The sequence below is a fragment of the Massilia timonae CCUG 45783 genome, assembly GCF_000315425.1.
Taxonomy (GTDB): domain Bacteria; phylum Pseudomonadota; class Gammaproteobacteria; order Burkholderiales; family Burkholderiaceae_D; genus Telluria; species Telluria timonae.
This window is the reverse complement of the sequence record NZ_JH992922.1, coordinates 1,215,192-1,239,466: the sequence shown is the minus strand read 5'-3', so window position 1 is coordinate 1,239,466 and position 24,275 is coordinate 1,215,192. Positions and strand designations below refer to the sequence as shown.

The window sequence follows — 24,275 nt, the reverse complement described above, 5'->3', positions numbered from 1 at the left end:
GATAGCAGCGCATCATGGAGTCCTCAACCAACCCGAGGAGCATCCATGACCCCATCCAAAGTTGCCATCGTCACCGGCGCCTCGCGCGGCATCGGCGCCGCCGTCGCCCGCCGCCTGGCCGAAGACGGCTACCGCGTCGCCATCAACTACGCCAGCAATACCCAGGAAGCCGAGAAAACCGTCGCCGCCCTGCGCGCCGCCGGCCATACGGCCATCGCGATCCAGGCCGACGTCGCCCAGCCCGACCAGGTGCGCGCCTTGTTCGACACCACCGAGCGCGAGCTGGGCAAGGTCGACGTCCTGGTCAACAATGCCGGCATCCTCAAGACGGTGCCGCTGGCCGATACCAGCGACGAACTGTTCGCGCGCACCTTCGCCATCAATGTGCAGGGCAGCTTCAACACCATGCGCGAAGCGGCCACGCGCCTGAACGACGACGGCAGCATCGTCAACTTTTCCACCAGCGTGGTCGGCCTCAAGCCGCCCGGCTACGCGATCTACGGCGCCACCAAGGCCGCCGTCGAGACGATGAGCCAGATCTTCGCCAAGGAGCTGCGCGGCCGCCGTATCCGCGTCAACGTGGTGGCGCCGGGCCCGGTGGCGACCGAGCTGTTCTTCGACGGCAAGACGCCCGAGCAGATCGCCCATTTCGCCGGGTTGCCGCCGCTGGAGCGCTTGGGCGAGCCGGAGGATATCGCCCGTGTCGTGTCCTTCCTGGCCGGCCCTGAGGCCGGCTGGGTCAACGGCCAGGTGTTGCGCGCCAACGGCGGCGTGGTGTAGCCGGAGGATTGGGCAATCCTTGCGGAGCATTTCACGCGCGTTATAGGGTGTAATAGGCGCATGAACCGCCACCGCCACGAGGAGAACGACGATGCAAGCGATCCGTGAACTCGCCGACCTGATTGCCCGCCATGCGCCCATCGAAGGCATGCACCAGAGCCCCGTTTCCGGCATGTGGCTGATCCGCAGCGACCGCACCACCGAACCGCTGCACGTGGTGCATGCGCCGGCGGTCTGCATCATCGCGCAAGGCGCCAAGCTGGTGTCGCTGGCCGGCAACGATTTCCATTACGACCCGGCCAAGTTCCTGGTGGTGTCGGTCGACCTGCCGTTGACCGGCTGCGTCACCCAGGCCAGCAAGGAAGAACCCTATCTGTGCCTGCGGGTCGACCTCGATCCCCAGGTGCTGGCCGCGCTCGACCTCGAACTGCCGGGGCGCCCCATGCCACGCGCACGCGGCGCGGCGTCGGCGCGCGGCCTGTTCCTGAGCGAGACCACGCCTGGCCTGGCCGACGTCGCGGCGCGCCTGGTGCGCCTGCTCGAGGCGCCGCAAGACATTCCGGTGCTGGCCCCGCTGCTGTTGAAGGAGCTGCACTATCGCCTGCTCACCGGCGAACACGCCGACGTGGTGCGCCACATCGCGCGCGGCGAAGGCCGCATGGCCCAGGTCACGCGCGCGATCTGCTGGATCAAGGACAACTTCAACCGCCCGCTGAGCGTCGAGCGCCTGGCCGGCGACGTGGGCATGAGTTCGTCGACCCTGCACGAACACTTCAAGTCGGTGACGTCGATGAGCCCCCTCCAATACCAGAAGCAGCTGCGCCTGCAGGAAGCGCGGCGCCTGATGCTCACCGGCGCCAAGGACGCGGCGCGCGCCGGCCATGCGGTCGGCTACGAGAGCAGCTCGCAGTTCTCGCGCGAGTACGCGCGCTTCTTCGGCCTGTCGCCGGGGCGCGACTCGACGCGGCTGCGCCAGTCACTCGATGGCGCCAGCCTGCTGCAGGCGATGCGCTAGGCGGCCACCGGCGCGCCGCGGACCCGCTCCAGGATGCGCTGCGCACTGAGCTCCTGGATCAGCAGCGCGCGGCGCCCGCGGGCGATTGGAAACCAGGCGTCACCCCATGGCCGCCGTCTCCTATAATCGCGCCATGACCACTCCTTCCCGGCTCCCCGCATGAGCTACCGCCTGGCGATCTTCGACTTCGACGGCACGCTGGCCGATTCCTGGCCCTTCTTTTTGAGCGTGTTCAACGATATCGCCGACCAGCACGGCTTCCGGCGGGTCGACGCCGAGCAGGCCGAGCGGCTGCGCCACTACGGGCCGCGCGACGTGATGCGCCACGTCGGCATGCCGGCCTGGAAGCTGCCGTTCGCCTCGCGCTCCTTCATCGACCGCATGCGCGCCGTCACCGGCGCCGGCCGCATCCCGCTGTTCGACGGCATCGGCCCGATCCTGCGCGAGCTCGACCGCGCCGGCGTGCGGCTGGCGGTGGTGTCCTCGAATGCCGAGGAGAACGTGCGCGCCGTGCTCGGGCCCGAGCTGGCGGCCCTGATGCGGCAGTACGAATGCGGCATGTCGATCTTCGGCAAGGCCGCGCGCATCCGCAAGGTGGTGCGGCTGGCGAGCACGCCACCGTCGCAGGCGCTGTACGTGGGCGACCAGACCACGGACGCCGACGCCGCGCGCCGCGCCGGCATCGGCTTCGGCGCGGTCAGCTGGGGCTATGCGCCGATCGAGACGCTGCGCCGGGTGGCGCCGGAGCGCGAGTTCGGCGCGCCGGCCGACCTGCTGTCGCTGGCGCGGCGCTAGTATCCCCGGCAGATTCAGCTGCCGAAGTCGGCGTTGCGCTCGAGCGCCTTGCGTACCGCCGTGACCAGGCCGGCATAGCTGCCGGCGCGGCACAGGTTGTCGGGCGGCGTCGATGGCGCCGGATTGCGCTGCGGATCGTGCACCTCGGAGGGTGGCGCAACCGGCGCGTTGCCGCGACGGGCAGTCAGGCTCTGGTCTTCAGTCATGGACAGGCTCGCTTGGTGGAAGATGGGGCGCTCATCCCTTCACGCACACCACCTGCTTGAGGGTGTGGACCACGTCGACCAGCTCGCGCTGGGCGTGCATGACGGCGTCGATGTCCTTGTAGGCCATCGGAATTTCATCGATCACGCCTTCGTCCTTGCGGCATTCGACCCCGCGCGTGGCGCGCTCCTGGTCGGCCACCGTGAAGCGGCGCTTGGCTTCGGTGCGGCTCATCACGCGACCCGCGCCATGGCTGCAGCTATTGAAGCTTTCTGGATTACCCTTGCCGCGCACGATGAAACTGCGCGCGCCCATCGAACCGGGGATGATGCCCAGCTCGCCTTCGCGCGCCGACACCGCGCCCTTGCGCGTGATCAGGACGTCCTTGCCGAAGTGGCGCTCGCGCTGCACATAGTTATGGTGGCAATTGACTGCTTCCACATGCGTCTCGAAAGGCTTCTTGATCACGCTGCGTACGGCGTGGATCAGGTTCTGCATCATGACTTCGCGGTTGATGCGCGCGAACTTCTGGGCCCAGCCGACCGCCTCGACGTAGTCATCGTAGTGCTGGGTGCCTTCTTCGAGGTAGGCCAGGTCCTGGTCCGGCAGGTTGACCATGTGGCGCCGCATGTCCTGCCGCGCCAGCTCGATGAAATGGGTGCCGATCGCATTGCCCACGCCGCGCGAGCCGGAATGCAGCATCAGCCAGACGAAGTTTTCCTCGTCCAGGCAAACCTCGACGAAATGGTTGCCGCTGCCCAGGGTGCCCAGGTGCTTGTAGTGGTTCGCATGCCGCAGCTTCGGATACTTGCGGCAGATCTCGTCGAACTCGTTCTTGAGCCTGGCCCAGCCGGCATCGACGGTCGGCGGCGGATTGTTCCAGGAACCGACGTCGCGGCCCTTGGCGTGCCGTGTCTTGGGCGACATGCCATGCGGCACCGCCTGCTCGATGGCGCTGCGCAGCCTGCCCAGGTTGTCGGGCAAGTCGTCGGCGCGCAGGGTGGTCTTGGCGGCCATCATGCCGCAGCCGATGTCGACGCCGACCGCGGCCGGGATCACCGCCCCCAGGGTCGGGATCACGCTGCCGATCGTCGATCCCTTGCCAACATGGACGTCGGGCATGACGGCGACGTGGTGGAAGACGAACGGCAGTTGCGCCAGTTTCGACAACTGTTCCTTCGCCTCCGGCTCGACCGGCACGCCCCTGGTCCACATCTTCACGGGACGACTGGCTGTCGGGCCGCCGAGCACTTCGTAGTCGTTCTTTTCCATGCGGCGCATGATGGCGCAAAACGACAATCCATGCTGTCCGCCTGAATTGGCGCCGTCCTTATCGCTATTGCTATACTCGGCACACCACACTGTTGCATGAATGAACAATGACACTGCCGATGCGCCTTCCCCTCATCCTCCTGGCTCCGCTGCTGTTGACCGGCTGCTTCATCGAGACGGCCACCTATTCCATCGATCCGAACACCGATCACGCGATCACGGTCAGGGTCGAGAAAGAAACCTTTTGGGCCAAGGAAGGAACGCTGCGCGTGATCATGTCGCGCCTGCCGGAATGCCAGCGCCAGCTCGAGCTGGGGTCGGTATGGCTGTCGGGTTTGCAGGTCGAGTTGTTCGGCAACGGCAACAACGTGTATACCCTGCGCGCCGATGACCAGGCCTGGCAGATCGACACCACGGGCTGCACCGAGCTGGCAGCGCCGGATGCCGACGCCGTCACCGGCCTGCCGCTGGGAATCTTCGAACTCGGCGATGACGACAAGCTGACCTTCGAAAAGCCGGAAGCGTCGACTGAAGAATAATCAGGGCCGCAGCCACCCGCGTCCGATCGGCAGCGCCAGCAGCCGGTGATAGACCAGTTCGAGCGCCGGCAGCGCCCGTGCGCAGGCGGCCTGCGCCAGCGGCGTATAGGCCAGCAGCGCAAAGCCGCCCGACACCAGCAAGGCCCCGATCATGTCTTTCGGCCAATGCACGCCGAGATAGACGCGCGACCAGGCCACGAGCAGCGAGATCGGCAGCATCACCAGTCCCAGGCTGCGCGCCAGCGGCACGCGGCTGAAGGCCAGCACCAGCGCCACCGAGAAGATGCTGGTCGCGTGGTCGCTGGGGAAAGAGCTGTCGGGGGCATGCAGCAGGAAGGTATGGCCGATCTCGGCCACGAAGGGACGCGGGCTGTACCACAGGTGGCCGATCATGGCGTTCAGGGTCAGCGCACAGGCCGCCGCCAGGAAGGCGCGCAGCGCCACCTCGCGCCGCGGACCCGTCCCACTGGCCCACAACAAGACCAGGGAAAAAGGCACCAGGAAAATCAGCCATTCGGCTGCAAACATAGCCCCCAACAATTGCCAGCCAGTCAGGCCAGCATGGGCATTCAGGGCGGAAAACAGGATCAGATTGACGTGCTCGAACATGGCGCGGGGCTATTGATGAAAAATTGATAACTTTTTCCATAGCTTAGCCCATCCATTCCTGCGCACCTTTGGCAAAGTGCAACAGAATGTGACAAAAAAGTGACAGCTCGTGCGGGGCGCCTAGCGTTTGTGCATCAAGGAGCGCAGCTGGGCGAGTTCGGCCTGCCTCTCCGCTTTCTCCAGCACGCTTTCGAGCAGCGACTGACCGTTCTCGCGCTGCATGGTCCACTGGGTGAAATACTCGTGCACGGTGCGCCAGGGCGGATAGCCGGCCGGCATCGCACGCCAGGTGGTGCCGGTGTGCAGGAAGTACAGCACGGCGCAGAACACATCGTACAAATCATGCTTGCGCGGACGCGTCTTGCGCCGGGCCGCCTCGAGCATGGCCCGTATCGCCTCGAACTGCTCGCGAGGAATATCGCTGGGATAGGCTGGACGATCCATATTGACCTCCAAAACAACTTGGAGGTCCTGATCTGGAACAGGTTCCCGTTGTATTTACAACGTAACCTATTCGCGGGATCTCAGTCGCGCGCCAGCGCGAGGAACTCGGTGCGCAGCGCCAGGTTCGGTTGCAGCTCGCCCAGCAGCGTCGAGGTGATGGTTTCTTCGCCGATGGCGCGGATGCCGCGGCTTTCCATGCACATATGGCGGCACTTGACGACGACGCCGACGGCCTTCGGTTCCAGCACTTCCATCAGCGCATTGGCGATCTGCATCGTCATGCGTTCCTGCACCTGCAGCCGCTTGGAGAAGATGTCGACCAGTCGGGTCAGCTTCGACAGGCCCACGATCTTTCCGTTCGGCAGGTAGCCGACGGTGGCCTTGCCGAAGAACGGCGCCAGGTGGTGTTCGCAGTGGCTGTAGACCGGAATGCCGCGCACCACGATCAGTTCATTGTATTCCTCGGCGCCATCCTCGAACGCCTTGAGCACTTCCACCGGATCCTGGTTGTAGCCCGAGGTCCAGTGTTTCCAGGCTTTCGCGACGCGTGCCGGCGTTTCGACCAGGCCCGGACGCTCCGGATTTTCGCCCAGGCTGGTCAGGAGACGACGCCAGTCGTGTTCTGTGAAAGCTTCTTTGTCAGACATGGTGCACCTTAAAAAAACGATTGCCGCAAGTATATAGGGAAGCACCGTAGCCGGCTGGCGGCCGCCCTATTCTTGAGGAAAATTAAATCCGATATGACACAGATCGCTTAGCGTTGAGTGTGGTTCCAGCCTGGGAGAGCGCTATGTTCGGCAGCACGGTTCTGGAAGTCGCCATCGGCCTGGCATTTTGCTACGGCACCCTGGCGCTGGTCGTCACCACCTTGCAGGAAGCGCTGGCAGCAAGCTTCCGCCTGCGCGCCGGCATGCTGCAGGATGCCATCAAGCGCATGCTGAACGATCCCCGCTTCGACGCCACGGCGCGGGCGCTGTACGCGCATCCGCTGGTCAACCCGCACGCCGGTGCGCTCGATCCCGGCGCACGCCTGCCCGCCAGGCTGCGCCCATCCTACATCGAACCGGCAAACTTCGCGATCGCGCTGATCGACGCCATCCGCGGGGGCCAGGGCTCGCTCGAGGCCGACATCGCCGCCGTTCCCGATCCCCAGTTGCGGCGCACCCTGCAGACCCTGTACCAGCAGGCGGGCGGCGACCTGCAGCGCTTCCAGGCGGCCCTTGCCGGCTGGTTCGAAACCGCCATGGAACGCCTGTCCGGCGTCTACAAGCGGCGCCAGCTCCTGATCTCGTTCCTGGTCTCGCTGCTGCTGACGATCCTGTTCAACATCGACAGCATCCACCTGTTCCAGACCCTGTGGCAGCATCCCGCCATGGCGGCCCACATCACCTCCGTGCCCGACGGGCTGGACGCCGACGTGATGGCCCAGCTGTGGGTGCTGCCGATCGGCTGGCAAGCCTTTCCGCCGCTGCTCGATGCCGATTTCGCGCTGCAGGCCTCGGGCTGGCTGGTGACCGCCAGCACCACCCTGTTCGGCGCGCCGTTCTGGTTCGACATCCTGCAGCGCGCGATCAACCTGCGCAGCACCGGCGCCAAGCCGGCCCCGCTCAATGTCGAACAAGCCATGGCGCCCGCGTTGGCGCCAACCGCCGCCAGCGCGCCGGATGGCGTGACCGTGGTGGTGGCGCCGGCCCGGCCCTGAGCGAGCCGCCCGCGTCCTAACGGCCGGGCGGGCGGTGGGCGTCCACCAGGACGCTCGAGATCGACATCTGCGGCACCCGCTCCGGCCATTCGTCGTCCGGGCCGAACCAGCGCGCCTCTGCGATCTCGCTGGTGTCGACCCGGATCTCGCCCTCGAGGTAGTCGGCCGTGAAGGCCAGCATCAGCGAGTGCGGGAACGGCCACGACTGGCTGGAGAAGTAGCGCAGATTGTGCACGCGCAGGCCCACCTCTTCGAACACCTCGCGGTGGATCGCTTCCTCGATCGACTCGCCCGCTTCCAGGAAGCCGGCCAGCGGCACGAAGCGCTGCGTCGCATGCTGCAGGTGCTTGGCCAGCAGCACCGAGTCGCCCTTGCGGATCAGCACCATCATGGCCGGCGAGATGCGCGGATAGGCCATGTGGCCGCAATTGACGCACTTGAAGCAACGCTCGCCGACGGCCAGCACGGTGCCGCTGCCGCACACGCCGCAGAAGCGGTGGGTGCGCGCCCACTCGGCCACTTGCGCCGCCCTTCCCGCGACGCCCACCAGCGCCTCGTCGATCACCCCGAACAGCGCACGCAGGCCGCGCCAGGCATGGCCCGGCGGCAGCGCCGGTTCCAGGTCGAACCAGCCGGCCTGGCAATACCGTCCGTCCAGCAAGCCCAGCGGCTGTAGCGTGTCGCGCGCCACGCCCATGCGCTCCAGCGCCGCCGCGTCCGGCAATGCCGGCCCGTCTTCGCGCACCAGGAGCTGTCCCTTGTGGAACAGGAAGTTCAAGGGTTCCGGGTCGGGATGCGGCGCGAACAGCGGCGTGAAGGAGGCGGGCGTCTGGAGCATGGTCGGGAAAATGGTGGCCAGGATCCATCGATGATACCGCCTTTCCGGTGAGCGTACCGGCGCCGGCCCGGCGCGGGCGACCCGGCGCCGCCGGCCGAATTCGCCGCATGGCCGCGAACTAATCCTGAACGGTCGCGCTCAAAGAATGGCTGACTACCAATGGCTGACTACCGCACGCTGCCCGCTGCTTTCAATCCGGCATACACCGGCTGTCGTTCCCGGTGTTCGACCCACTGATCTGCCGCTGCGCTAACCAGGAGAAGACGATGGACGATACCCCCGTTGTGCTCGGTATAAACCGCGACCGGCATGCGAGCGTCTGCCTCATGCACGGTTCACACGTGCAATGGGCAATCCAGAAAGCGCGCCTCACCCGCCACCAGCACCACCCGGGAGAGCCGGGCGACATCGAGACCTTCTACCTGCCCCACCTGTCCGGGCTCGAACGACCGCTCGACGTACTGGTCGAATGCCATGCATCCGGCGCGGGAGCCGGCGGGGTGGCAAACGCAGTGGCCGCCGAGGCGGCCGGCGGCGATGGCGACCATGCCCTCGTCTTCGCCCGCGGCGCGCGCCGCGCGCGCATCCCGCAGCACCTGGCGCACGTGGTGGGCGCCTTCCACCCGTCTCCCTTCCGCGAGGCCGCGGTGATGGTCGTGGGCGGCCGGGGCAGCGTGGGGGCCGACGGGCGGCGCGAAGTCGCCTCCTGCCATCGCGTCGACCGCGAACGCATCGCCCGCATCGGCCAGCAACTGAGGGAGGATGGCGACCAGCACCCCGCCGGGCTCGGCATGTTCTACGCCAGGCTCACCCAGGCGCTGTTCCCAGGCCAGGGCCACGAGGGCAAGGTGACCGACCTGGCGCCCTACGGCGATCCGCACGCGCTCGGCCTGCCGCCACTCGAGGTCGACGGCATGCAGGTCGCCATCCCGCCTGCCTGGCCGGTGCTGCTCGAAGAAGCCGAGCGTTTCCGCTTCGGCTCGCCCAAGGCCAGCTTCACCGACTGCGCCAACCTGGCGGCGGCCGGCCAGCGCGCTTTCGAAGAAGCGCTGCTGGCGCTGGCCCGCTGGCTGCACGGGCGCACCGGCCTGGACGACCTGTGCCTCACCGGCGGCGCCGCCCTCAATGGCGCGGCCAATGCGCGCCTGCTGCGCGAGGGCCCGTTCCGGCGCGTGTTCGTGCCGCCGGCGCCGGGCGCGGCCGGCGCTGCCCTCGGCTGCGCCATCTACGGCCTGCTCGAGCTGGCCGGCCGCAGCGCCGACTTCCGCTGGACCCACGACTATCTCGGTCCGGCGCCCCAGCTGGCCGACATCGAGGCGGCGCTCGATGGCGCGAGCGACCTGATCGTCGAGCATCCGCGCGGGCGCGACGCCCTGTGCGCGCGCATGCTCGACCTGCTGTGCTCGGGCCGGGTCGTCGGCCTGTACCAGGGCCGCAGCGAATTCGGCCCGCGCGGGCTGGGCCACCGCAGCATCCTGGCCGATCCGCGCCGCGAGCGCATGCGCGACTGGATCAACGCCCGCGTCAAGGAGCGCGAATGGTTCCGCCCCTTCTCCCCGATGGTGGCCGAAGAGCGCGCGTCCCAGTATTTCGACCTGCAGGCGCCATCGCCCTTCATGCAGTTCGCGGTCCCGGTGCGCAGCAGCGTGATGCCGCTGCTGGCGGCGGTCACCCACGTCGACGGCAGCGCGCGCCTGCAGACGGTCGGTCCCAGCGACGATCCGGTGCTGCGCGCCCTGCTGGCCGGCTTCGAAGTGCGCACCGGGGTGCCGGTGCTGCTGGGCACCTCCTTGTGCGGCAGGCACGAGCCGCTGGTCGAAACGCCGCAAGAGGCCGTCGCCACTTTCCGGCGCCTGCCGCTGCACGGCCTGGCCATGCCGCCCTACCTCGTCATGAAGCGCCACGAACCAGGGTTGCCGGCATGATCCGCGGCTACCCACGCCATGCCAGCATCTGGCCCGGCGAACGCCTGCAGCTGCACGTGTCGACCGACCGGCCGCGCTTTCGCGCCGCACTGTACCGCTGGGGCGATGGTTTCGAGCCCGTCATGCGCAGCGACTGGTTGCCCGGCAAGCATGCCCTCGATGCCGATCCGGCCGACGACTGGCACTGGCCCGACTACTCGCTGGCGCTGGATCCGTCGCTGCGCTCCGGCGTCTACCTGGCCCAGCTCGAAGACGCCGGTCCGCGCCCGCCGCGGCTCGACCAGGATGCCGGCGCGGCCCTGTTCGTGGTGCGGGCCGAACCCGACGCCGCGGCCCCGCCCTCCGTGCATGTCCCGAGCGGCGCCGACGCCGGCCGCCGCCCTGCGCGCCGCCTGTTGTACAAGCTGCCGCTGGCCACCTACCACGCCTACAACCGCAGCGGCGGTGGCGGCGGTGACTACCAGGCAGCGCAGCGCGCCGCAACGCCGCCTGGGGCGCGGGTCTCGCTGCGCAGGCCGGGCGGCGGCATCGGCGGGCCGGTCTGGGGCGCCCCCGACCATTACGACTGCCGCTCGCCGCGCCAGACGTTCGCCCACTGGGACGCCCGCTTCGTGCGCTGGCTCGAGCGCAGCGGCTACGCGGTCGACTATTGCACCGATCTCGACATCCATGCCGATCCCGCCCTGCTCGGCCGCTACCGGCTGCTGGTCGGCGCGGGCCACGACGAATACTGGACCGAGGCGCGCCGCGACGCCGTCGAAGCCTTCGTCGAAGGCGGCGGCAACGTCGCCTTCTTCGGCGCCAAGCTGTGCTGGTGGCGCGTCCACCTGGTCGACGGCGGCACGGCCCTGGTGTGCCGGCAGGACGGGCCGCAGGATGCGCCCGACCACTGGTGGCGGCCGGGCGGCGCGGCCCGTCCAGAAGACAGCCTGAGCGGCGCCAGCTACCGCCACGGCGGCGGCTGGCGCGACGGCCCGCGCCACAGCGGCGGGTTCCGGGTCCAGGATGCCAGCCACTGGATATTCGCCGGCACCGGCCTGGCGCAGGGCGAGCGCTTCGGCCACGACACCTGGCCGCCCCTGGCCGGCCATGCCTGCGACGGCGCCCCGCTCGCCGCCTTCGACCACGACAGCGGCAAGGCGACCCTGTCCGCCTGGTGCGACCGCGCCGGCACGCCGCACGGCTACCAGGTGCTGGCGGCCTGCCACCTCGACCGCCACTGGCAAGATCTTCCTTCGCGCGAGCGGCACGCCGCCCGCGAAGGCATCCACGCCGCCACGCTGGGCATCTACCAGCGCGGCGGCACCGTGTTCTCGGCCGGAACCACCGACTGGGCGCAAGTCATCGACGGGCCGCGCGACCGCCGCGTCGAACGCATCACGCGCAATGTGCTCGACCGTTTGCTGGCGTGATGCGGGCGCGGCTGTTTCACGAAGGGCAAGGCAGGGCTAGCGATATGTTTCGTGCAAGGAGAAGGGCAATCGGCGAACGACAAGAATTCGCCGCGATGAAAAACGATGTTGAGAGGAGAAAAAGCCATGCTCCGGCGACCATTGCTGCATCGCATTCCTATCCAATCGGTCGTGGTGTTTCGCGCACTGCATCTTGGCGACATGCTGTGTGCGGTCCCGGCCCTGCGCGCCCTGCGCACCGCCTTGCCCAAGGCCAGAATTGCCCTGGTCGGCCTGCCGTGGGCAGCGCAGTTCGTCCACCGGTTTGCCGCCTACCTCGATGAATTCCTGCCGTTTCCGGGCCATCCCCTGCTGCCGGAGCAAACCGTGCACCATGACGACCTGCCCCCGTTCTATGCGACCGTGTGCGCGCGTGAATTCAGCCTGGCCGTGCAACTGCACGGCAGCGGCGACATCGCGAACCACATCGTTTCCGGCTTCGGGGCGACCGCAATGGCGGGCCACTGCCGCGGCAAGCCATTGAGCACCGAAAAGACCGTTCTCGTCCCCTATCCCGAGAGCGGCGCCGAGCCGGAACGCCTGCTGCACCTGGTCGGCCATCTTGGGGCGCCGGAGGCCGGCACGCACCTCGAGTTCCCGATCCTGCGCGAAGACGAGGACGAGCTCGCCACCAGCGGCCTGGCGGCAGGGCTCGAGCCGGGCAGCTATATCTGCGTGCACCCGGGAGCGCGCCAGCGCGACACCTGCTGGCCGCCGGAACGCTTCGCCAGGGTGGCCGATCGGCTTGCCGACGAGTTCGGCATGCGCATCGTCCTGACCGGATCGGCGGACGAGGCGCCGCTGGCGCAGGCGGTGGCCGATCGCATGCATGCGCCCGCCGTCATCGCCGCCGCCCCGATCTCGATCGGCGCCATGGCCGCCCTGATGAGCCGCGCGCGCCTGCTGATCTGCAACGACACCGGGGTGTCGCACATCGCGGCCGGGCTGGGCCTGAACAGCGTGGTCATCTTCAGCAAGGCCGACATCGCGCGCTGGGCGCCGCTCGACCGCCTGCGTCACCGCTGCATCTGGGACCCCGGCGCCGAGCGCGCCACCGTCGTGCTGCAACATGCGCGCACCCTGCTGACTGGCGCCGAACCCAGCAGGCAACGGGCGGCGGGGATGTGGCCTTACTGGTGAGCGCAGTCGTCCGAAGCAGGCTGCGCGCAGCGACCATCCCGGCCGGTCTCCGCGCTAGCGCAGGCAGGCGTCAGGCACGCGCCGGCGACCAGTGCGCCAGCTTTCTTGATGCGCTCGCCATTCCGGCCGGCGCGACCGGCGCCGAGGATTGCTGGCCTGCGGCCAGCCTGAAGACGCTGACGCGCTGTGCCAGTCCTGCGGCGCTGTCCTGCAGCGACTGGGCGGCGCCGGCGGCCTCCTCGACCAGCGCGGCATTCTGCTGGGTTCCCTGGTCCATCTGGCTGATGGCCTGGTGGATCTGTTCGATTCCGGCGCTCTGCTCGGCGCTGGCGGTGGTGATCTCGCCCATGATGTCGGCCACCCGGCGCACGCTTTGAACGATCTCTTCCATCGTCGCGCCAGCCTGGTCGACCAGGCGGCTGCCGCTGTCGACCTTGCCGACCGAATCGGTGATCAATTCCTTGATTTCCTTGGCGGCGCTGGCCGAGCGCTGGGCCAGGTTGCGCACTTCGGTCGCCACGACCGCGAAGCCACGGCCCTGGTCGCCGGCCCGCGCCGCCTCGACCGCGGCATTCAGGGCCAGGATATTGGTCTGGAAAGCGATGCCGTCGATCACCGCGATGATGTCGACGATCCTGCGCGCCGATGCATTGATTTCACCCATCGTGCCGATCACTTCAGTGACCACGGCGCCGCCGCGGCGGGCGACGTCTGACGCCGATGCTGCCAATCCATTGGCCTGGCGTGCGTTCTCTGCATTCTGGCGCACGGTGCTCGTCAGCTCCTCGACCGAGGCGGCGGTTTCTTCGATCGCGCTGGCCTGCTGCTCGGTACGCGCCGACAGGTCCAGGTTGCCCGCTGCGATCTGGGTGGAGGCGGTGGCGATGGTATCGCTGCCGTTGCGCACGTCGCCGACGATGCTGGCCAGGCTTGCCGTCATGTCGCGCAGCGCCGCCAGCAGTTGACCGAACTCGTTGCGCGAATCGACATCGATCCGCACGCCCAGGTCACCGGCAGCCACCCGGCGCGCCACGTCGACGGCCCTGGACAGCGGCGCGCCGATGGCGCGCACCAGATAGACGGTGGCGCCGCAAGCCAGCAGCACGGCAAGCAGGATGGCGCCGACCACAATCATGTTCAGGGTGTCCAGTTCCGCGTGGAGTTGCTCGCTCTGCTGCTTGTTGCGCTCGTTCATGAATGCATCGAGATTCCTGTAGGCCTTCATGGATTCGGCATACACCGGATTGATTTTTTTCCCCAGCATGTCATTTGCCTGGTCCCACTGACTGCCTTCGATGGCGCGCATGGCTTCATCTATCAACGCCATACCGAAGTTGTTGCTGACGCCAGCCCACTGTTCGATCGCTTGCCGCGTCTCGGGACGGACGACGCTTGCACGCAGCGTGGCGATTTCCCTACGCAATTCTTCACTATTGTTGGCGATGAACTGACTATGAACCGATAGCGGATGGTTATGGAGCGGCGCAAACCGATTTTCCGGGTTATGTTGCAATGCTTGCAGGATATGGCTTCGATTCATCTCCATGCGCAGTTCGATACTCGCGACAGCGGTTTGCTGGTTGGCTGCGCGCAGAGCGAGGTTCTCGAGCAGGTCGACCGCGCGCTGGGTGGTATGAAATCCGATGGCGCCGACGGCGATCGTAAGCAGGATGAGCACGCCGACCACGGCGGTGATCACGTGCTTGATACGTAGATTGTTCATGCTGGGGAAATAAGATAGGAAGGCGATTGCCGACAAGCGTTGTATTCTCGCTTGAATTCTCACCAATTTCCACGCGGAAACCTGCCTTATCGTCCAGAATAGCTGTCACTCAGTCGAAATTGAATGGTTATGGATAAGTTGTCATCGCTGGTCGGTCGTCAATCCTTCAACGCCCGTATTTTCTACAACGGCACGTTTTGCGACGGCAATCGTTTCCTGGCAGACGGCATGTCGGGCCAGCTACACCTGGTTCGCTCCGGAACGGTGGACTTCGTGCATGACGACGGCGGCACCCTCTGCATCACGGAGCCAAGCCTGCTGTTTTATCCCCGCGGCGATAACCACACACTGCAGGTGCGCCCCGGCCATTCCGCCAACCTGCTGTGCGCACACATCACGTTCCAGGATGGGTTGAACAATCCGCTGACGCGCGTGCTGCCATCCTGTCTCGTCATTCCCCTTTCGGAAATCGATGGGCTGCGCAGCACCCTGGACCTTCTGTTCGACGAAGCGGGCAAGAATGGTCCTGGTTCGGACATGATCGTGGACCGCCTGTGCGACGTGCTCATGATCCAGGTCATCCGTCGCGAATTCGACAGCGGCAGGCTGTCGGTGGGCTTGCTGGCCGGGCTGTCCGACCGCCAGTTGTCGCTGGCGCTGGCCGTCATCCACGAGCGCCCGCATGAACCATGGAGCCTGCAGTCGCTGGCCCAGGTGGCCTGCATGTCGCGCGCCGCGTTCACCGAGCGCTTCCGCGATGTGATGGGCGTCCCGCCTGGCGAGTACCTGACACGCTGGCGCATCGGCGTCGGCACACGTCTGCTGCGCGAAGGCATGCCGGTCAAGCAGGTCAGCAGCCGCACGGGTTATACCAGTCCATCCACGTTCACGCGCGCCTTCACGACGATGATGGGCGCCTCGCCGCGCGAGTGGCTCAAGCAGGTAACCGGCTGATCCGGACACCACAAACGACAACGCAGACGGCCCTTGCGGACGCGTCTGCGTTGTGACTTTCCAGGCGGCCACCGAGGCCGCCATCGATCTTATTTCAGCAGGCGGGTGCGGCACGCCACCATGGCGATCACCAGGGACAGGCCGCCGACGTAGGCGATGGCTGCCTGCATGCCGACGAAGTGGGCGACGGCGCCGATTGCCGGCGGGCCCATCAGGCTACCGCTGTAGGCCATGCTCGCCACCGCTGCCAGGGCAGCCGGGCCTTGCGCGCCGGCGGCGCTGAACACGAACGGGAACACCAGGGCCAGGCCGACGCCGGCGATCGCGAAGCCGCCCAGGGCGACATAGGCGTTCGGCGCCAGCACCGCGAAGAACAGGCCCGCTGCGGCGACCAGCGCGCCCAGGGTCACGAGGCGCTTGGCGCCGTAGCGTTCCTTCATCTTGTCGCCGACCATGCGCGACATCAGCATCATCACCGAGAACGACGACAGTGCCAGCGGCGCCAGGCCGTCCGATGCACCGAAGTGCTCTTTCAGGAACAGGCCGCTCCAGTCGGCGATGCTGCCTTCGGCCATCGAACCGAAGAAGCCCAGCAGACCCAGCAGGACCAGCGGACCGCGCGGCAGCGCGAACTTCTTCTTCTCGACCTTGACGCCGGCTTCATCCGCCTCCAGCAGGTTGACGGCGAGCCACAGCACCACGGCCAGCGGACCGGCGAGCATCAGGAAGTGGGTGGCCGGCGCGATCTTCATGCTGGCCATCAGGCTGCCCAGGGTGGCGCCGACCAGGCCGCCGGCGCAGGCCAGGCCGTGCAGGCGCGACATTTCCGACTTGCCGCTCTCTTTTTCGCGGCGGGCGGCGGCCGAGTTCATGGCGACGTCGAAGGTGCTGGCCGTGATGCCCAGCATCAGGACTGCCATCATCAGGCGCGACACGTCCGGCGCCATGCCGATCGAGACCAGCACGCACAGCAGGGCCAGGCCCGAGATCATGAGGGTCTTGCGCGCGCCGAAACGGCCCATCAGGAAGGACGAGATCGGGTACGAGATCACGGCGCCGAGGCCGCCGCACAGCAGCACCATCGACAGCGCCGCGTGCGAGACGTTGACGCCGGCGGCCAGGGCCGGGATACGGCCGGCCCACGAGCCCATGATCACGCCGAACAGGGCGAACACGACCGGCAGCGAGAACAGCTGTGCTTGTACGAGTACGGAAGAAGAACGACGTGGAACAGAAACAGTAGTTTGCATGGAAGCCGCGAATTGTTAAATTTCTTGAGATGTAAAGTAATTGCCTGTGTGCTTTTTACAGCCCGGACGCGTCTGAAATATTTACGTCAGGAAGCTGATGGACGGCAATTCTAAACACCTTTTTTCGCTTTGGTTTTCCGCGCGGAAAAATATTTCGCGCCGTTGTATTGCGCCGACGCAAAGATGACAACTTACTTGCCGGACATATACGAAAAGCTGGTAATTCAGCATGGTTGACGCATGAAGAAGTAAGGATTTAGCGTCAGATGTAACCATTTATTGCTGAGCCCGACGACGCCCCACGGATGCCCCAAATTGCTGCAATGCAGCAGTTTTATTTCCAAAACGGCTTGTTTTCGTGCGTCGGGACGCGTTGATGCAGCCAGGGCAAGCGCCGTCTTGACCAGTCCCCGTTCGTGGTTTCCCATCACTTTTATTCGCCCAGATCGGCCGCCCGGATATTCCTCCAATTGTTAAATTTATTTGCGCCGACGACACCGATTGCATGACGGCGCATAAAAAAAGGGCCGCCCTCGGGCGGCCCAGACAGCAAGCAGCAAGTGTTACTTGGCCAGGTGTTTTTTCAGTTCGGCGCCGGCTTGCAGCACTTGCGAACGCACGCCCGGCAAGGTGGCAAGCGGATTGAGCAGGCCGAAGTCGTGGATCATGCCGTTGTAGCGGGTGACGGTCACGTCGACGCCGGCCTGGTCCAGCTTGCGGCCATAGGCTTCGCCTTCGTCACGCAGCACATCGTTCTCGGCGGTCTGGATCAGCGCTGGCGGCAAGCCCTTCAGTTGCGGCAGGGTGGCCTGCAGCGGCGAGGCATAGACTTCCTTGCGCTTGGCCGCGTCCTTCGTATAGCTGTCCCAGAACCACTTCATCATATTGCGAGTCAAGAAGTGCCCTTCTGCAAACTGCTTGTACGAACCGGTCTCGAAGTTGGCGTCGGTCACCGGCCACATCAGCACCTGATAGCGCAGTGTCGGTCCGCCCTTGTCCTTGGCCATCAGGGTCAGCGCGGCCGACATATTGCCGCCAACGCTATTGCCCGCCACCGCCAGGCGGCTGCCGTCGATATTCAGTTCCTTGCCATGTTCGGCCACCCACTTGGTCGCGGCATAGATTTCGTTGAGCGCCACACCGTAGCCGGCTTCCGGCGAGCGGGTATAGTCGACGAATACCGCCACCGCGCCGGAACTTTCGACCACGTCGCGCACCAGGCGTTCGTGGGTCGGATAGTCGCCCAGCACCCAGCCGCCGCCGTGGATGAACATGAAGGCGGGAAGCACCCCCTTGACGCCGGCCGGACGCACGATCTTCAGCTTGATCTGCTTGCCGTCGACGGTGATCACCTTGTCCGAAACCTCGGCCGCCGGCAGGTTCACCTTGACGCTCTTCTGCGCGCCTTCCAGCACCTTGCGGGCGTCCGCCGGCGACAGCTGCTCGATCGGCTTGCCGCCGCCGGAGTTGAGCGCGGTCAGGAATTCGGCGGTACGGCGCTCCACGGTGGGGGCGATGTCGGCAGCCGCTGCGGCGCCGTAAGCGAGGGTCAGGGATGCCGCGACAAGGGCTTTGCTCAGGGTGTTCATGGTGCTTCCTTTCTTGTTTGGGTTCTGGATTGGCGGGGTGCCATCTGCCACATTAGCAGCGCGCCGCGCGCCTTCATTGCATAAACGGATCATTCGGTGGTGGTAGCGGCCAGTGAAAATATTCACGATTAAATCGCACACTACTTATTCATTTCGGCTACTTGCATACGACAGGTTTCCGTATCCCCCGGTTGCCCGGGGGAAGCACCGCATCACACCAGTTGCAGGGTCACGTCGATATTGCCGCGGGTAGCGTTCGAGTACGGGCAGACGATGTGGGCGCGGTCGACCAGGGTTTGCGCCTCATCAGCCGGCACGCCCGGCAGGCTGATCTTCAAGACGACTTCGATGCCGAAGCCGGTCGGGATCGCGCCGATGCCGACGCTGCCTTCCACCGACACGTCAGGCGAGATTTTCAGCTTGTCGCGGGCAGCGACGAATTTCATGGCGCCCAGGAAGCAGGCCGAGTAGCCGGCCGCGAACAGCTGTTCCGGGTTAGTGCCTTCCAGGCCGGCGCCGCCCAGTTCTTTCGGGGTGGTCAGTTTCACGTCCAGCACGCCGTCCGAGGAAACGGCGCGGCCTTCGCGACCGCCGGTGGCTTTGGCGCTTGCACGGTAGAGGACTTTGTCGATTGCCATGATGAGACTCCTTGTCGTAGTCGGCGGCCCTTGCCGCCCGATTTCATTAAATCGCTATTTAGTAGCGCGCTATATAAATGGTTTGCTGCCTTGGCCCGCCGACCCGTTTGCTTGTCCGTTCGGCGCTGCCATGGAAAGCATATTACATAGCTCGCGATTTAATTGCAAACGATTTATTTCGGCAAGGTGTTACCAGATGTAACAGCAAGCCTGCGCGGGCTCACAGCAGTCTGACGGATTCCCTCACGATCAGGCTCAGCTGCGGCACCTCGCCCTCCGGCTGCTCGTGCGCCAGCATCGCCAGCATGCGGCGCCCGATGCCGATCCCGGCGTCGTACAGCGGCTGGCGCACCGTGGTCAGGGGAGGCGTCGTATACATCGAGCTTTCCAGGTCGTCGAAGCCGACCAGCGAGATGTCTTCCGGCACCCGGATATTGCGCCGGTAGAGCGCCAGCCGCGCCCCATACGCCGTCAGGTCGTTGGCCGCGAAGATCGCGGTGAAGCGCAGGTTGGCGGCCAGCAGCCCGTTCAACGCCAGCAAGCCGCCGGATTCGCTGAAGTCGCCCGCCACCACCAGCCGCGGATCGGCCTCGATCCGGTGCCTGGCCAGGGTGTCGTGGTAGCCGGCCAGGCGCGCGCGTGCGTCACGATGGTCGTCCGGGCCGGCGATGTGGGCGATGCGGCGGTGGCCTTGCGCGATCAGGTATTCCACCGCCTCGCAGGCGCCGCGGTAGTTATCCAGGCAAAAGCCGTGGGTGCGCGCGCCCTGGACGTCGCGCCCGAAGGCGACGATCGGCACCCGCTTCGAGAAGTCGAGGATCTGCTGGTCGCTCATGTTCCCGGTCAGGATGGCCACGCCGTCGACGCGGCGTCCGATCAGGAGCTCGACCCGCTCGGCTTCTTCGTCGGCATGCCAGTGCCCGCTCATGATCAGGAGCGCATAGCCGGCCGCCTTGACCGCATCCTCGATGCCCACCATGGCGCGGTTGAAGTAGCCGCTCTCGAGCGACTGGGTCAGCACGCCGATGGTGCGGGTGCTGCCGATCTTGAGGCTTTGCGCCAGGCGGTTCGGCTTGTAGTTCAGTTCATCGATGACGCGCTCGATGGTGCGCCGCTTGTCTTCGGACACCTTGGCGGTGCCGTTCAGGAAGCGCGAGACCGTGGCGGGAGAGACGCCGGCAGCGCTGGCGACCTGGTACAGGGTGCTGGTGCTGCTCTCGACGTTTTTCATGAAGCGTTCCGGACTCATCCAAGACAGATTGTTGCTTGAAGTATATCACCGATACTCACCCGCAAAGCATGGAAAGCGCGTCGCCATGAAAATCTTTCATAGGATGGCCGTCGTTGAGATACAACAAACGCAGTAAGCATGTTCAAAAATTCTAATTGACATTTTTTTACGGACGAAATTACTATGAAACCGTTTTCAAGATTGATGAAATCGATTTCTCATCGATCCACGTGTTAGCGCTCTCAGCGCTCCTGATGTACCCATAAAACAATATTCGGAGACAAGCAATGACCATGACTACGCCCGCGGGGGCCGCAGTGCGCACCTCGTCGTCCACCCCCATCCGCCTCGCCATCCTGACCCTGCTCGCCGGCATCGGCAGCGCCCAGGCCCAGAGCGCGTCCGACCCGGCTTCGGCTGCCGCCGCCACACCGCCCGCCGTCGTCGACAACGGCCAGATCGCCGAGGTGAAGGTCACCGCCACCAAGCGTTCGACCTCGCTGCAGCGCACCCCGATCGCGGTCACCGCGCTCAGCGCCGCCACCCTGCAGGACAACCACGTGCAGACCATGCTCGACGTGGTGGCGCTGGTGCCGGGCTTCCAGGCCACGGCCCAGGGCGACCACGGCGTGACCACCATGACCCTGCGCGGCATCGGCAACGACAGCGCCAAGACCGAATACGCCGACCCCGAAGTCGCGTCCTTCGTCGACAACGTCTATTCGCCGCGCGCCGAAGGCGCCACCGCTCTGATGTTCGACGTCGAGGGCATCGAGGTGCTGCGCGGCCCGCAAGGCACGCTGTGGGGCCGCAACTCCACCGTCGGCGCGGTCAACATCCAGACCGTCAAGCCGGAACTGAACAGCCGCTCCGGCTACCTCGAGGGCGGCATCGGCGACTACAACCGCCTGGGCGTGCGCGGCGCGGTCAACATCCCGATCGCCGACAATGCCGCACTGCGCTTCGCCGTGGTGCACGAGCGCCACGACGGCTACGTCGACTACCAGCGCTTCAAGAACCCGTCGGTCGAGTCGCAACGCGCCGCCTACCTGGCGTCCGGCGCCGATCCGGCCGCTTTCCGTCCGATCGACCCGAACCTGTTCGTCTCGGGCGGCGACAAGTACAGCGCCCAGGACCAGAGCGCCGCGCGCCTGTCGCTCTTGTGGCAACTGGCGCCCAACGTGCGCTGGGACATCGCCTACGAAAAATTCATCGACCGCGGCACCCCGAGCGCCAACCTGATGCAGGTCCCGCGCGCCGGCGAGAAGCACTGGTCGACCCTGTCCGACAGCGCGCCGTGGATCAACCGCGACAGCCACAACGTGCGCAGCCGGCTGAGCTGGGACATCAGCCCCGACATGGCCCTGCAGTACGTGGCCGGCTGGTCCAAGTACAGCGGCGACATGCGCTTCGACCAGGATGGCGGCACCGTGGTCCCGACCTCGATCACCACCGGCGGCATCTTCCAGGAACACACCACGGTCGACTCCAACTACAAGAGCCACAGCCACGAGCTGCTGCTGCAGTCCACCGGCACCCGCACCGTCGACTGGCAGGTCGGCGCCTATTATGGCAACGAGAAGAACGACGTCCGCTTCGACATCGCCGGCATGAAAGGCACGCAGGATGGCGCCGTGAACTGGCAGGGTTCCTTCATCCAGCCGAAGCAGACCGTGGACACCTCGGCCGTGTTCGGCCAGGCCACCTGGAACATCACCGATGCCTGGCACCTGACCGGCGGCGTGCGCTACACCCACGACAAGCGCGTCCACACGGGCGGTCGCGGCTACACCTGGGGTAATGACCTCAGCGCGCCACAAGTGCCGCTCAACCCGCACATCGACCCGCGCGACCCGGTCAACGGCTACGTCGAAGGCGTGCCGAACGACGGCCGCTACAGCGACAACAAGGCCACCGGCCTGGTGCGCCTGAACTACGACATCGACCGCAACAATATGGTCTATGCCAGCGTATCGACCGGCTACAAGTCGGGCGGCGTGCAGGATCGCGGCCTGCCCTACCAGCCCGAGACGCTGACCAACTACGAGATCGGTTCGAAGAGCACCTTCCTGGACGGCGCCCTGCGCATCAACAACGCGCTGTTCTACATGGACTTCAAGGACTTCCAGTTCAATTCGCCGGTCAGCTTCCCGGACGGCAGCCGCGGCCTGGCCATCGAGAACGCCGACGGCGCCGAGGTGTACGGCCTGGAAACCGAGATCGCCGCCCGCATCGCAAAGGATGGCCGCCTGTCGATCGCGCTGGCCGTGCTCGACACCAAGCTCGGTCACCTGATCGCCGGCTCGAACGATTATTCGCTGCCGACCTGCACGGTCGACCCGAGCATCTCGAACTGCCTCGACGTCACCGGCCACAAGCTGCCGCACGCGCCGAAGTTCTCGACCACGGTCCAGTACCAGCACACCTTCCGCCTGGCCAATGGCGGCAGCCTGATACCGCGCATCACGGCGCGCTACGAGGACGAGGTGCGCCTGAGCGTGTTCGACCTCGGCCCGGAAGACCGCCAGAAGGCCTATGCCAGCGCCGACGTCGGCCTGCGCTACCAGCAGGACAAATGGTGGGTCGACGCTTTCGTGCGCAACGTGAGCGACAAGAAGATCAAGACCAGCGCCTTCAACGGCTTCGGCCCATGGCTGGCGCAGTACAAGCCGCCGCGCACCGTCGGCATCAACACCGGCTTCGATTTCTAAGCCGCAGCACGGCAGGCCCGCTCCCGCGGGCCTGCTTTTTGTTTTCAAGCGCTTCGCCCTCGCGCTTTGCCTCGATCAGAGAATTCCATGACCAAGAGCCCCAATTTCGACTTCAACAACGACTTCCCATCCGACTTCACCTGGGGCGTGGCCACCAGTTCCTTCCAGATCGAAGGCGCGCACGACGTCGACGGCAAGGGCCCGTCGATCTGGGACACCTTCTGCAAGAACAAGGCGAACATCAAGGATGGCAGCGACGGCACCGTCGCCTGCGACCACTATCACCGCTACCGCGAGGACGTCGACATCATGGCCTCGCTGGGCGTGGACGCCTACCGCTTCTCGCTGGCCTGGGCCCGCGTCCAGCCGGATGGCAAGGGCGCCTGGAACGAGGCCGGCTTCGGCTTCTACGACCGCCTTCTCGACGCGCTGGCCGAAAAGAACATCCGCCCCCACGCCACCCTGTATCACTGGGACCTGCCGCAAGGCTTGCAGGACGATGGCGGCTGGCTGAACCGCGACACCGCCCACCGCTTCGCCGACTACGCGCATGAAGTGGCGCGCCGCTTCGGCAACCGCATCGAGGCGATCGCCACCCACAACGAACCCTGGTGCACGGCCAACCTCGGCTACGGCAACGCCCAGTTCGCGCCGGGCGTGGTCGACCTGAAGCAGTCGATCCAGGTCTCGCACCACCTGCTGCTGTCGCACGGCCTGGCCATGCGCGCCATGCGCGAGGTGGGCGGCGCGGCGCAGCTGGGCATCGTGCTGAACCAGTGGACCGCCGATGCCGCCTCGGCTTCCGAGGCCGACCGCGCGATGGCCGAATTCGAGTACGCGCGCTCGGTGCAGTGGTTCATGGACCCCATCTTCAAGGGCCGCTATCCGGAACTGGCCCTGCGCGGCCACGGCGCCAACGCGCCGCAGGTTCGCGACGGCGATTTCGACATCATCAGGCAGAAGATCGACTTCCTCGGCTCGAATTATTATTTCCGCAGCTGGTGCAGCGCCGCCAACCCGCCGGTGCCGCCGCCGGCTCGCCACGGGGTCACCGACATGGGCTGGGAGATCTTCCCGGAAGGCCTGCCCGAACTGCTGATCAAGCTGAAAGCCGAGTACCCCGACCTGCCTCCGGTGTACATTACCGAGAACGGCATGGCCAATCCCGACGTGGTCGAGAACGGCCGTGTCCACGATCCGGCACGCATCGCCTACGTGCGCAGCCACCTGGCCGCGCTCAAGGAGGCGATAGATGCCGGCGTCGACGTGCGCGGCTACTTCCTCTGGAGCCTGCTCGACAACTTCGAGTGGAATTCGGGCTACGCCAAGCGCTTCGGCATCGTGCACGTGGATTATGCGACCCAGCAGCGCACCCTGAAGGACAGCGCCTTGTGGTATCGCGAATTCATCGCAGCCCGCGACAACCGCATCAAGACTTGATCGCCATAAAAAAGAGCGACAAGGA

Annotated in this window: 21 protein-coding genes and 1 pseudogene; 11 read left to right on the top strand and 11 right to left on the bottom strand. The window is 66.0% G+C overall.

Features of this window, described 5'->3' with window-relative positions; translation table 11 throughout:
- The first annotated feature begins 45 nt into the window (after nucleotides 1-45).
- From HMPREF9710_RS05275 to HMPREF9710_RS05265, 3 genes are all read left to right on the top strand, one after another.
- Complete coding sequence (locus HMPREF9710_RS05275; protein WP_005664545.1) at nucleotides 46-780, top strand: SDR family oxidoreductase; 735 nt, start codon at nucleotides 46-48, stop codon at nucleotides 778-780.
- 91 nt (nucleotides 781-871) lie between these two features.
- Nucleotides 872-1,795 (top strand): AraC family transcriptional regulator, encoded by a 924-nt coding sequence (locus HMPREF9710_RS05270; RefSeq protein WP_005664544.1) that lies wholly within the window; start codon nucleotides 872-874, stop codon nucleotides 1,793-1,795.
- Nucleotides 1,796-1,954: 159 nt separating this feature from the next.
- A complete protein-coding gene (locus tag HMPREF9710_RS05265) occupies nucleotides 1,955-2,590 on the top strand; it encodes an HAD hydrolase-like protein (protein ID WP_005664543.1) in 636 nt (211 codons plus the stop codon).
- A gap of 14 nt (nucleotides 2,591-2,604) precedes the next feature.
- Here the strand turns inward: HMPREF9710_RS05265 and HMPREF9710_RS05260 are convergent, their stop codons facing one another.
- Together HMPREF9710_RS05260 and HMPREF9710_RS05255 are read right to left on the bottom strand one after the other, a co-directional pair.
- Nucleotides 2,605-2,796 (bottom strand): hypothetical protein, encoded by a 192-nt coding sequence (locus HMPREF9710_RS05260; RefSeq protein ID WP_005664542.1) that lies wholly within the window; start codon nucleotides 2,794-2,796, stop codon nucleotides 2,605-2,607.
- A gap of 31 nt (nucleotides 2,797-2,827) precedes the next feature.
- A complete protein-coding gene (locus tag HMPREF9710_RS05255) occupies nucleotides 2,828-4,066 on the bottom strand; it encodes an RtcB family protein (protein ID WP_040775731.1) in 1,239 nt (412 codons plus the stop codon).
- Nucleotides 4,067-4,185: 119 nt separating this feature from the next.
- Here HMPREF9710_RS05255 and HMPREF9710_RS05250 point away from each other — a divergent pair, with 119 nt between their 5' ends.
- Nucleotides 4,186-4,605, top strand: coding sequence for a hypothetical protein (locus HMPREF9710_RS05250; protein WP_229409731.1), 420 nt, complete (start codon nucleotides 4,186-4,188; stop codon nucleotides 4,603-4,605).
- Here HMPREF9710_RS05250 and HMPREF9710_RS05245 read toward each other — a convergent pair whose 3' ends face one another.
- The 3 genes and pseudogenes from HMPREF9710_RS05245 to folE form a co-directional block, all read right to left on the bottom strand.
- A complete protein-coding gene (locus HMPREF9710_RS05245; RefSeq protein ID WP_229409730.1) occupies nucleotides 4,606-5,103 on the bottom strand; it encodes a phosphatase PAP2 family protein in 498 nt (165 codons plus the stop codon).
- Between the two features lie 282 nt (nucleotides 5,104-5,385).
- Nucleotides 5,386-5,658, bottom strand: a pseudogene (locus tag HMPREF9710_RS05240) (transposase); the annotation flags it as partial.
- An 80-nt stretch (nucleotides 5,659-5,738) separates the two neighbouring features.
- A complete protein-coding gene (folE, locus tag HMPREF9710_RS05235; protein ID WP_005664537.1) occupies nucleotides 5,739-6,305 on the bottom strand; it encodes a GTP cyclohydrolase I FolE in 567 nt (188 codons plus the stop codon).
- A 143-nt stretch (nucleotides 6,306-6,448) separates the two neighbouring features.
- On the opposite strand from folE, the gene HMPREF9710_RS05230 reads away from it, so the two are divergent.
- Nucleotides 6,449-7,360, top strand: a complete 912-nt coding sequence (locus HMPREF9710_RS05230) for a hypothetical protein (RefSeq protein ID WP_005664536.1) — start codon at nucleotides 6,449-6,451, stop codon at nucleotides 7,358-7,360.
- A gap of 16 nt (nucleotides 7,361-7,376) precedes the next feature.
- On the opposite strand, the gene nudC is transcribed toward HMPREF9710_RS05230, so the two are convergent.
- Entirely contained in the window at nucleotides 7,377-8,198 is an 822-nt protein-coding gene (gene nudC / locus HMPREF9710_RS05225; protein WP_005664534.1) for an NAD(+) diphosphatase, read from the bottom strand.
- Nucleotides 8,199-8,539: 341 nt separating this feature from the next.
- Between nudC and HMPREF9710_RS05220 the strand changes: the two genes are divergently transcribed.
- The 3 genes from HMPREF9710_RS05220 to HMPREF9710_RS05210 all read left to right on the top strand — a co-directional run bounded on the left by HMPREF9710_RS05220 (nucleotide 8,540) and on the right by HMPREF9710_RS05210 (nucleotide 12,714).
- Nucleotides 8,540-10,123 (top strand): carbamoyltransferase C-terminal domain-containing protein, encoded by a 1,584-nt coding sequence (locus HMPREF9710_RS05220; RefSeq protein ID WP_229409729.1) that lies wholly within the window; start codon nucleotides 8,540-8,542, stop codon nucleotides 10,121-10,123.
- A complete protein-coding gene (locus HMPREF9710_RS05215; protein WP_005664531.1) occupies nucleotides 10,120-11,535 on the top strand; it encodes a N,N-dimethylformamidase beta subunit family domain-containing protein in 1,416 nt (471 codons plus the stop codon). Before HMPREF9710_RS05220 ends, HMPREF9710_RS05215 begins: the two co-directional genes overlap by 4 nt.
- Before the next feature lie 126 nt (nucleotides 11,536-11,661).
- A complete protein-coding gene (locus tag HMPREF9710_RS05210) occupies nucleotides 11,662-12,714 on the top strand; it encodes a glycosyltransferase family 9 protein (RefSeq protein WP_005664529.1) in 1,053 nt (350 codons plus the stop codon).
- A gap of 70 nt (nucleotides 12,715-12,784) precedes the next feature.
- Here HMPREF9710_RS05210 and HMPREF9710_RS05205 read toward each other — a convergent pair whose 3' ends face one another.
- Complete coding sequence (locus tag HMPREF9710_RS05205) at nucleotides 12,785-14,437, bottom strand: methyl-accepting chemotaxis protein (protein ID WP_005664527.1); 1,653 nt, start codon at nucleotides 14,435-14,437, stop codon at nucleotides 12,785-12,787.
- A gap of 123 nt (nucleotides 14,438-14,560) precedes the next feature.
- Between HMPREF9710_RS05205 and HMPREF9710_RS05200 the strand changes: the two genes are divergently transcribed.
- Entirely contained in the window at nucleotides 14,561-15,391 is an 831-nt protein-coding gene (locus HMPREF9710_RS05200; protein ID WP_081589849.1) for an AraC family transcriptional regulator, read from the top strand.
- A gap of 89 nt (nucleotides 15,392-15,480) precedes the next feature.
- Here the strand turns inward: HMPREF9710_RS05200 and HMPREF9710_RS05195 are convergent, their stop codons facing one another.
- From HMPREF9710_RS05195 to HMPREF9710_RS05180, 4 genes are all read right to left on the bottom strand, one after another.
- Complete coding sequence (locus tag HMPREF9710_RS05195; protein ID WP_005664523.1) at nucleotides 15,481-16,641, bottom strand: MFS transporter; 1,161 nt, start codon at nucleotides 16,639-16,641, stop codon at nucleotides 15,481-15,483.
- Between the two features lie 563 nt (nucleotides 16,642-17,204).
- Nucleotides 17,205-18,230, bottom strand: coding sequence for an alpha/beta hydrolase (locus HMPREF9710_RS05190; RefSeq protein ID WP_005664521.1), 1,026 nt, complete (start codon nucleotides 18,228-18,230; stop codon nucleotides 17,205-17,207).
- A 212-nt stretch (nucleotides 18,231-18,442) separates the two neighbouring features.
- Complete coding sequence (locus tag HMPREF9710_RS05185) at nucleotides 18,443-18,868, bottom strand: organic hydroperoxide resistance protein (protein WP_005664520.1); 426 nt, start codon at nucleotides 18,866-18,868, stop codon at nucleotides 18,443-18,445.
- Nucleotides 18,869-19,088: 220 nt separating this feature from the next.
- A complete protein-coding gene (locus HMPREF9710_RS05180) occupies nucleotides 19,089-20,099 on the bottom strand; it encodes a LacI family DNA-binding transcriptional regulator (protein WP_040775722.1) in 1,011 nt (336 codons plus the stop codon).
- A gap of 287 nt (nucleotides 20,100-20,386) precedes the next feature.
- Here HMPREF9710_RS05180 and HMPREF9710_RS05175 point away from each other — a divergent pair, with 287 nt between their 5' ends.
- Entirely contained in the window at nucleotides 20,387-22,810 is a 2,424-nt protein-coding gene (locus tag HMPREF9710_RS05175; protein ID WP_005664515.1) for a TonB-dependent receptor, read from the top strand.
- 87 nt (nucleotides 22,811-22,897) lie between these two features.
- Nucleotides 22,898-24,250, top strand: a complete 1,353-nt coding sequence (locus tag HMPREF9710_RS05170; protein WP_005664513.1) for a GH1 family beta-glucosidase — start codon at nucleotides 22,898-22,900, stop codon at nucleotides 24,248-24,250.
- Nucleotides 24,251-24,275 lie beyond the last annotated feature (25 nt).

What these genes read in the sequence shown, in the direction of transcription:
- HMPREF9710_RS05275 (WP_005664545.1), top strand. Translation starts at nt 46, where the DNA reads ATGACCCCATCCAAAGTTGCCATCGTCACCGGCGCCTCGCGCGGCATC.
- HMPREF9710_RS05270 (WP_005664544.1), top strand. Translation starts at nt 872, where the DNA reads ATGCAAGCGATCCGTGAACTCGCCGACCTGATTGCCCGCCATGCGCCC.
- HMPREF9710_RS05265 (WP_005664543.1), top strand. Translation starts at nt 1,955, where the DNA reads ATGAGCTACCGCCTGGCGATCTTCGACTTCGACGGCACGCTGGCCGAT.
- HMPREF9710_RS05260 (WP_005664542.1), bottom strand. Translation starts at nt 2,796, where the DNA reads ATGACTGAAGACCAGAGCCTGACTGCCCGTCGCGGCAACGCGCCGGTT.
- HMPREF9710_RS05255 (WP_040775731.1), bottom strand. Translation starts at nt 4,066, where the DNA reads ATGGAAAAGAACGACTACGAAGTGCTCGGCGGCCCGACAGCCAGTCGT.
- HMPREF9710_RS05250 (WP_229409731.1), top strand. Translation starts at nt 4,186, where the DNA reads ATGCGCCTTCCCCTCATCCTCCTGGCTCCGCTGCTGTTGACCGGCTGC.
- folE (WP_005664537.1), bottom strand. Translation starts at nt 6,305, where the DNA reads ATGTCTGACAAAGAAGCTTTCACAGAACACGACTGGCGTCGTCTCCTG.
- HMPREF9710_RS05230 (WP_005664536.1), top strand. Translation starts at nt 6,449, where the DNA reads ATGTTCGGCAGCACGGTTCTGGAAGTCGCCATCGGCCTGGCATTTTGC.
- nudC (WP_005664534.1), bottom strand. Translation starts at nt 8,198, where the DNA reads ATGCTCCAGACGCCCGCCTCCTTCACGCCGCTGTTCGCGCCGCATCCC.
- HMPREF9710_RS05215 (WP_005664531.1), top strand. Translation starts at nt 10,120, where the DNA reads ATGATCCGCGGCTACCCACGCCATGCCAGCATCTGGCCCGGCGAACGC.
- HMPREF9710_RS05210 (WP_005664529.1), top strand. Translation starts at nt 11,662, where the DNA reads ATGCTCCGGCGACCATTGCTGCATCGCATTCCTATCCAATCGGTCGTG.
- HMPREF9710_RS05205 (WP_005664527.1), bottom strand. Translation starts at nt 14,437, where the DNA reads ATGAACAATCTACGTATCAAGCACGTGATCACCGCCGTGGTCGGCGTG.
- HMPREF9710_RS05200 (WP_081589849.1), top strand. Translation starts at nt 14,561, where the DNA reads ATGGTTATGGATAAGTTGTCATCGCTGGTCGGTCGTCAATCCTTCAAC.
- HMPREF9710_RS05195 (WP_005664523.1), bottom strand. Translation starts at nt 16,641, where the DNA reads ATGCAAACTACTGTTTCTGTTCCACGTCGTTCTTCTTCCGTACTCGTA.
- HMPREF9710_RS05190 (WP_005664521.1), bottom strand. Translation starts at nt 18,230, where the DNA reads ATGAACACCCTGAGCAAAGCCCTTGTCGCGGCATCCCTGACCCTCGCT.
- HMPREF9710_RS05185 (WP_005664520.1), bottom strand. Translation starts at nt 18,868, where the DNA reads ATGGCAATCGACAAAGTCCTCTACCGTGCAAGCGCCAAAGCCACCGGC.
- HMPREF9710_RS05180 (WP_040775722.1), bottom strand. Translation starts at nt 20,099, where the DNA reads ATGAAAAACGTCGAGAGCAGCACCAGCACCCTGTACCAGGTCGCCAGC.
- HMPREF9710_RS05175 (WP_005664515.1), top strand. Translation starts at nt 20,387, where the DNA reads ATGACCATGACTACGCCCGCGGGGGCCGCAGTGCGCACCTCGTCGTCC.
- HMPREF9710_RS05170 (WP_005664513.1), top strand. Translation starts at nt 22,898, where the DNA reads ATGACCAAGAGCCCCAATTTCGACTTCAACAACGACTTCCCATCCGAC.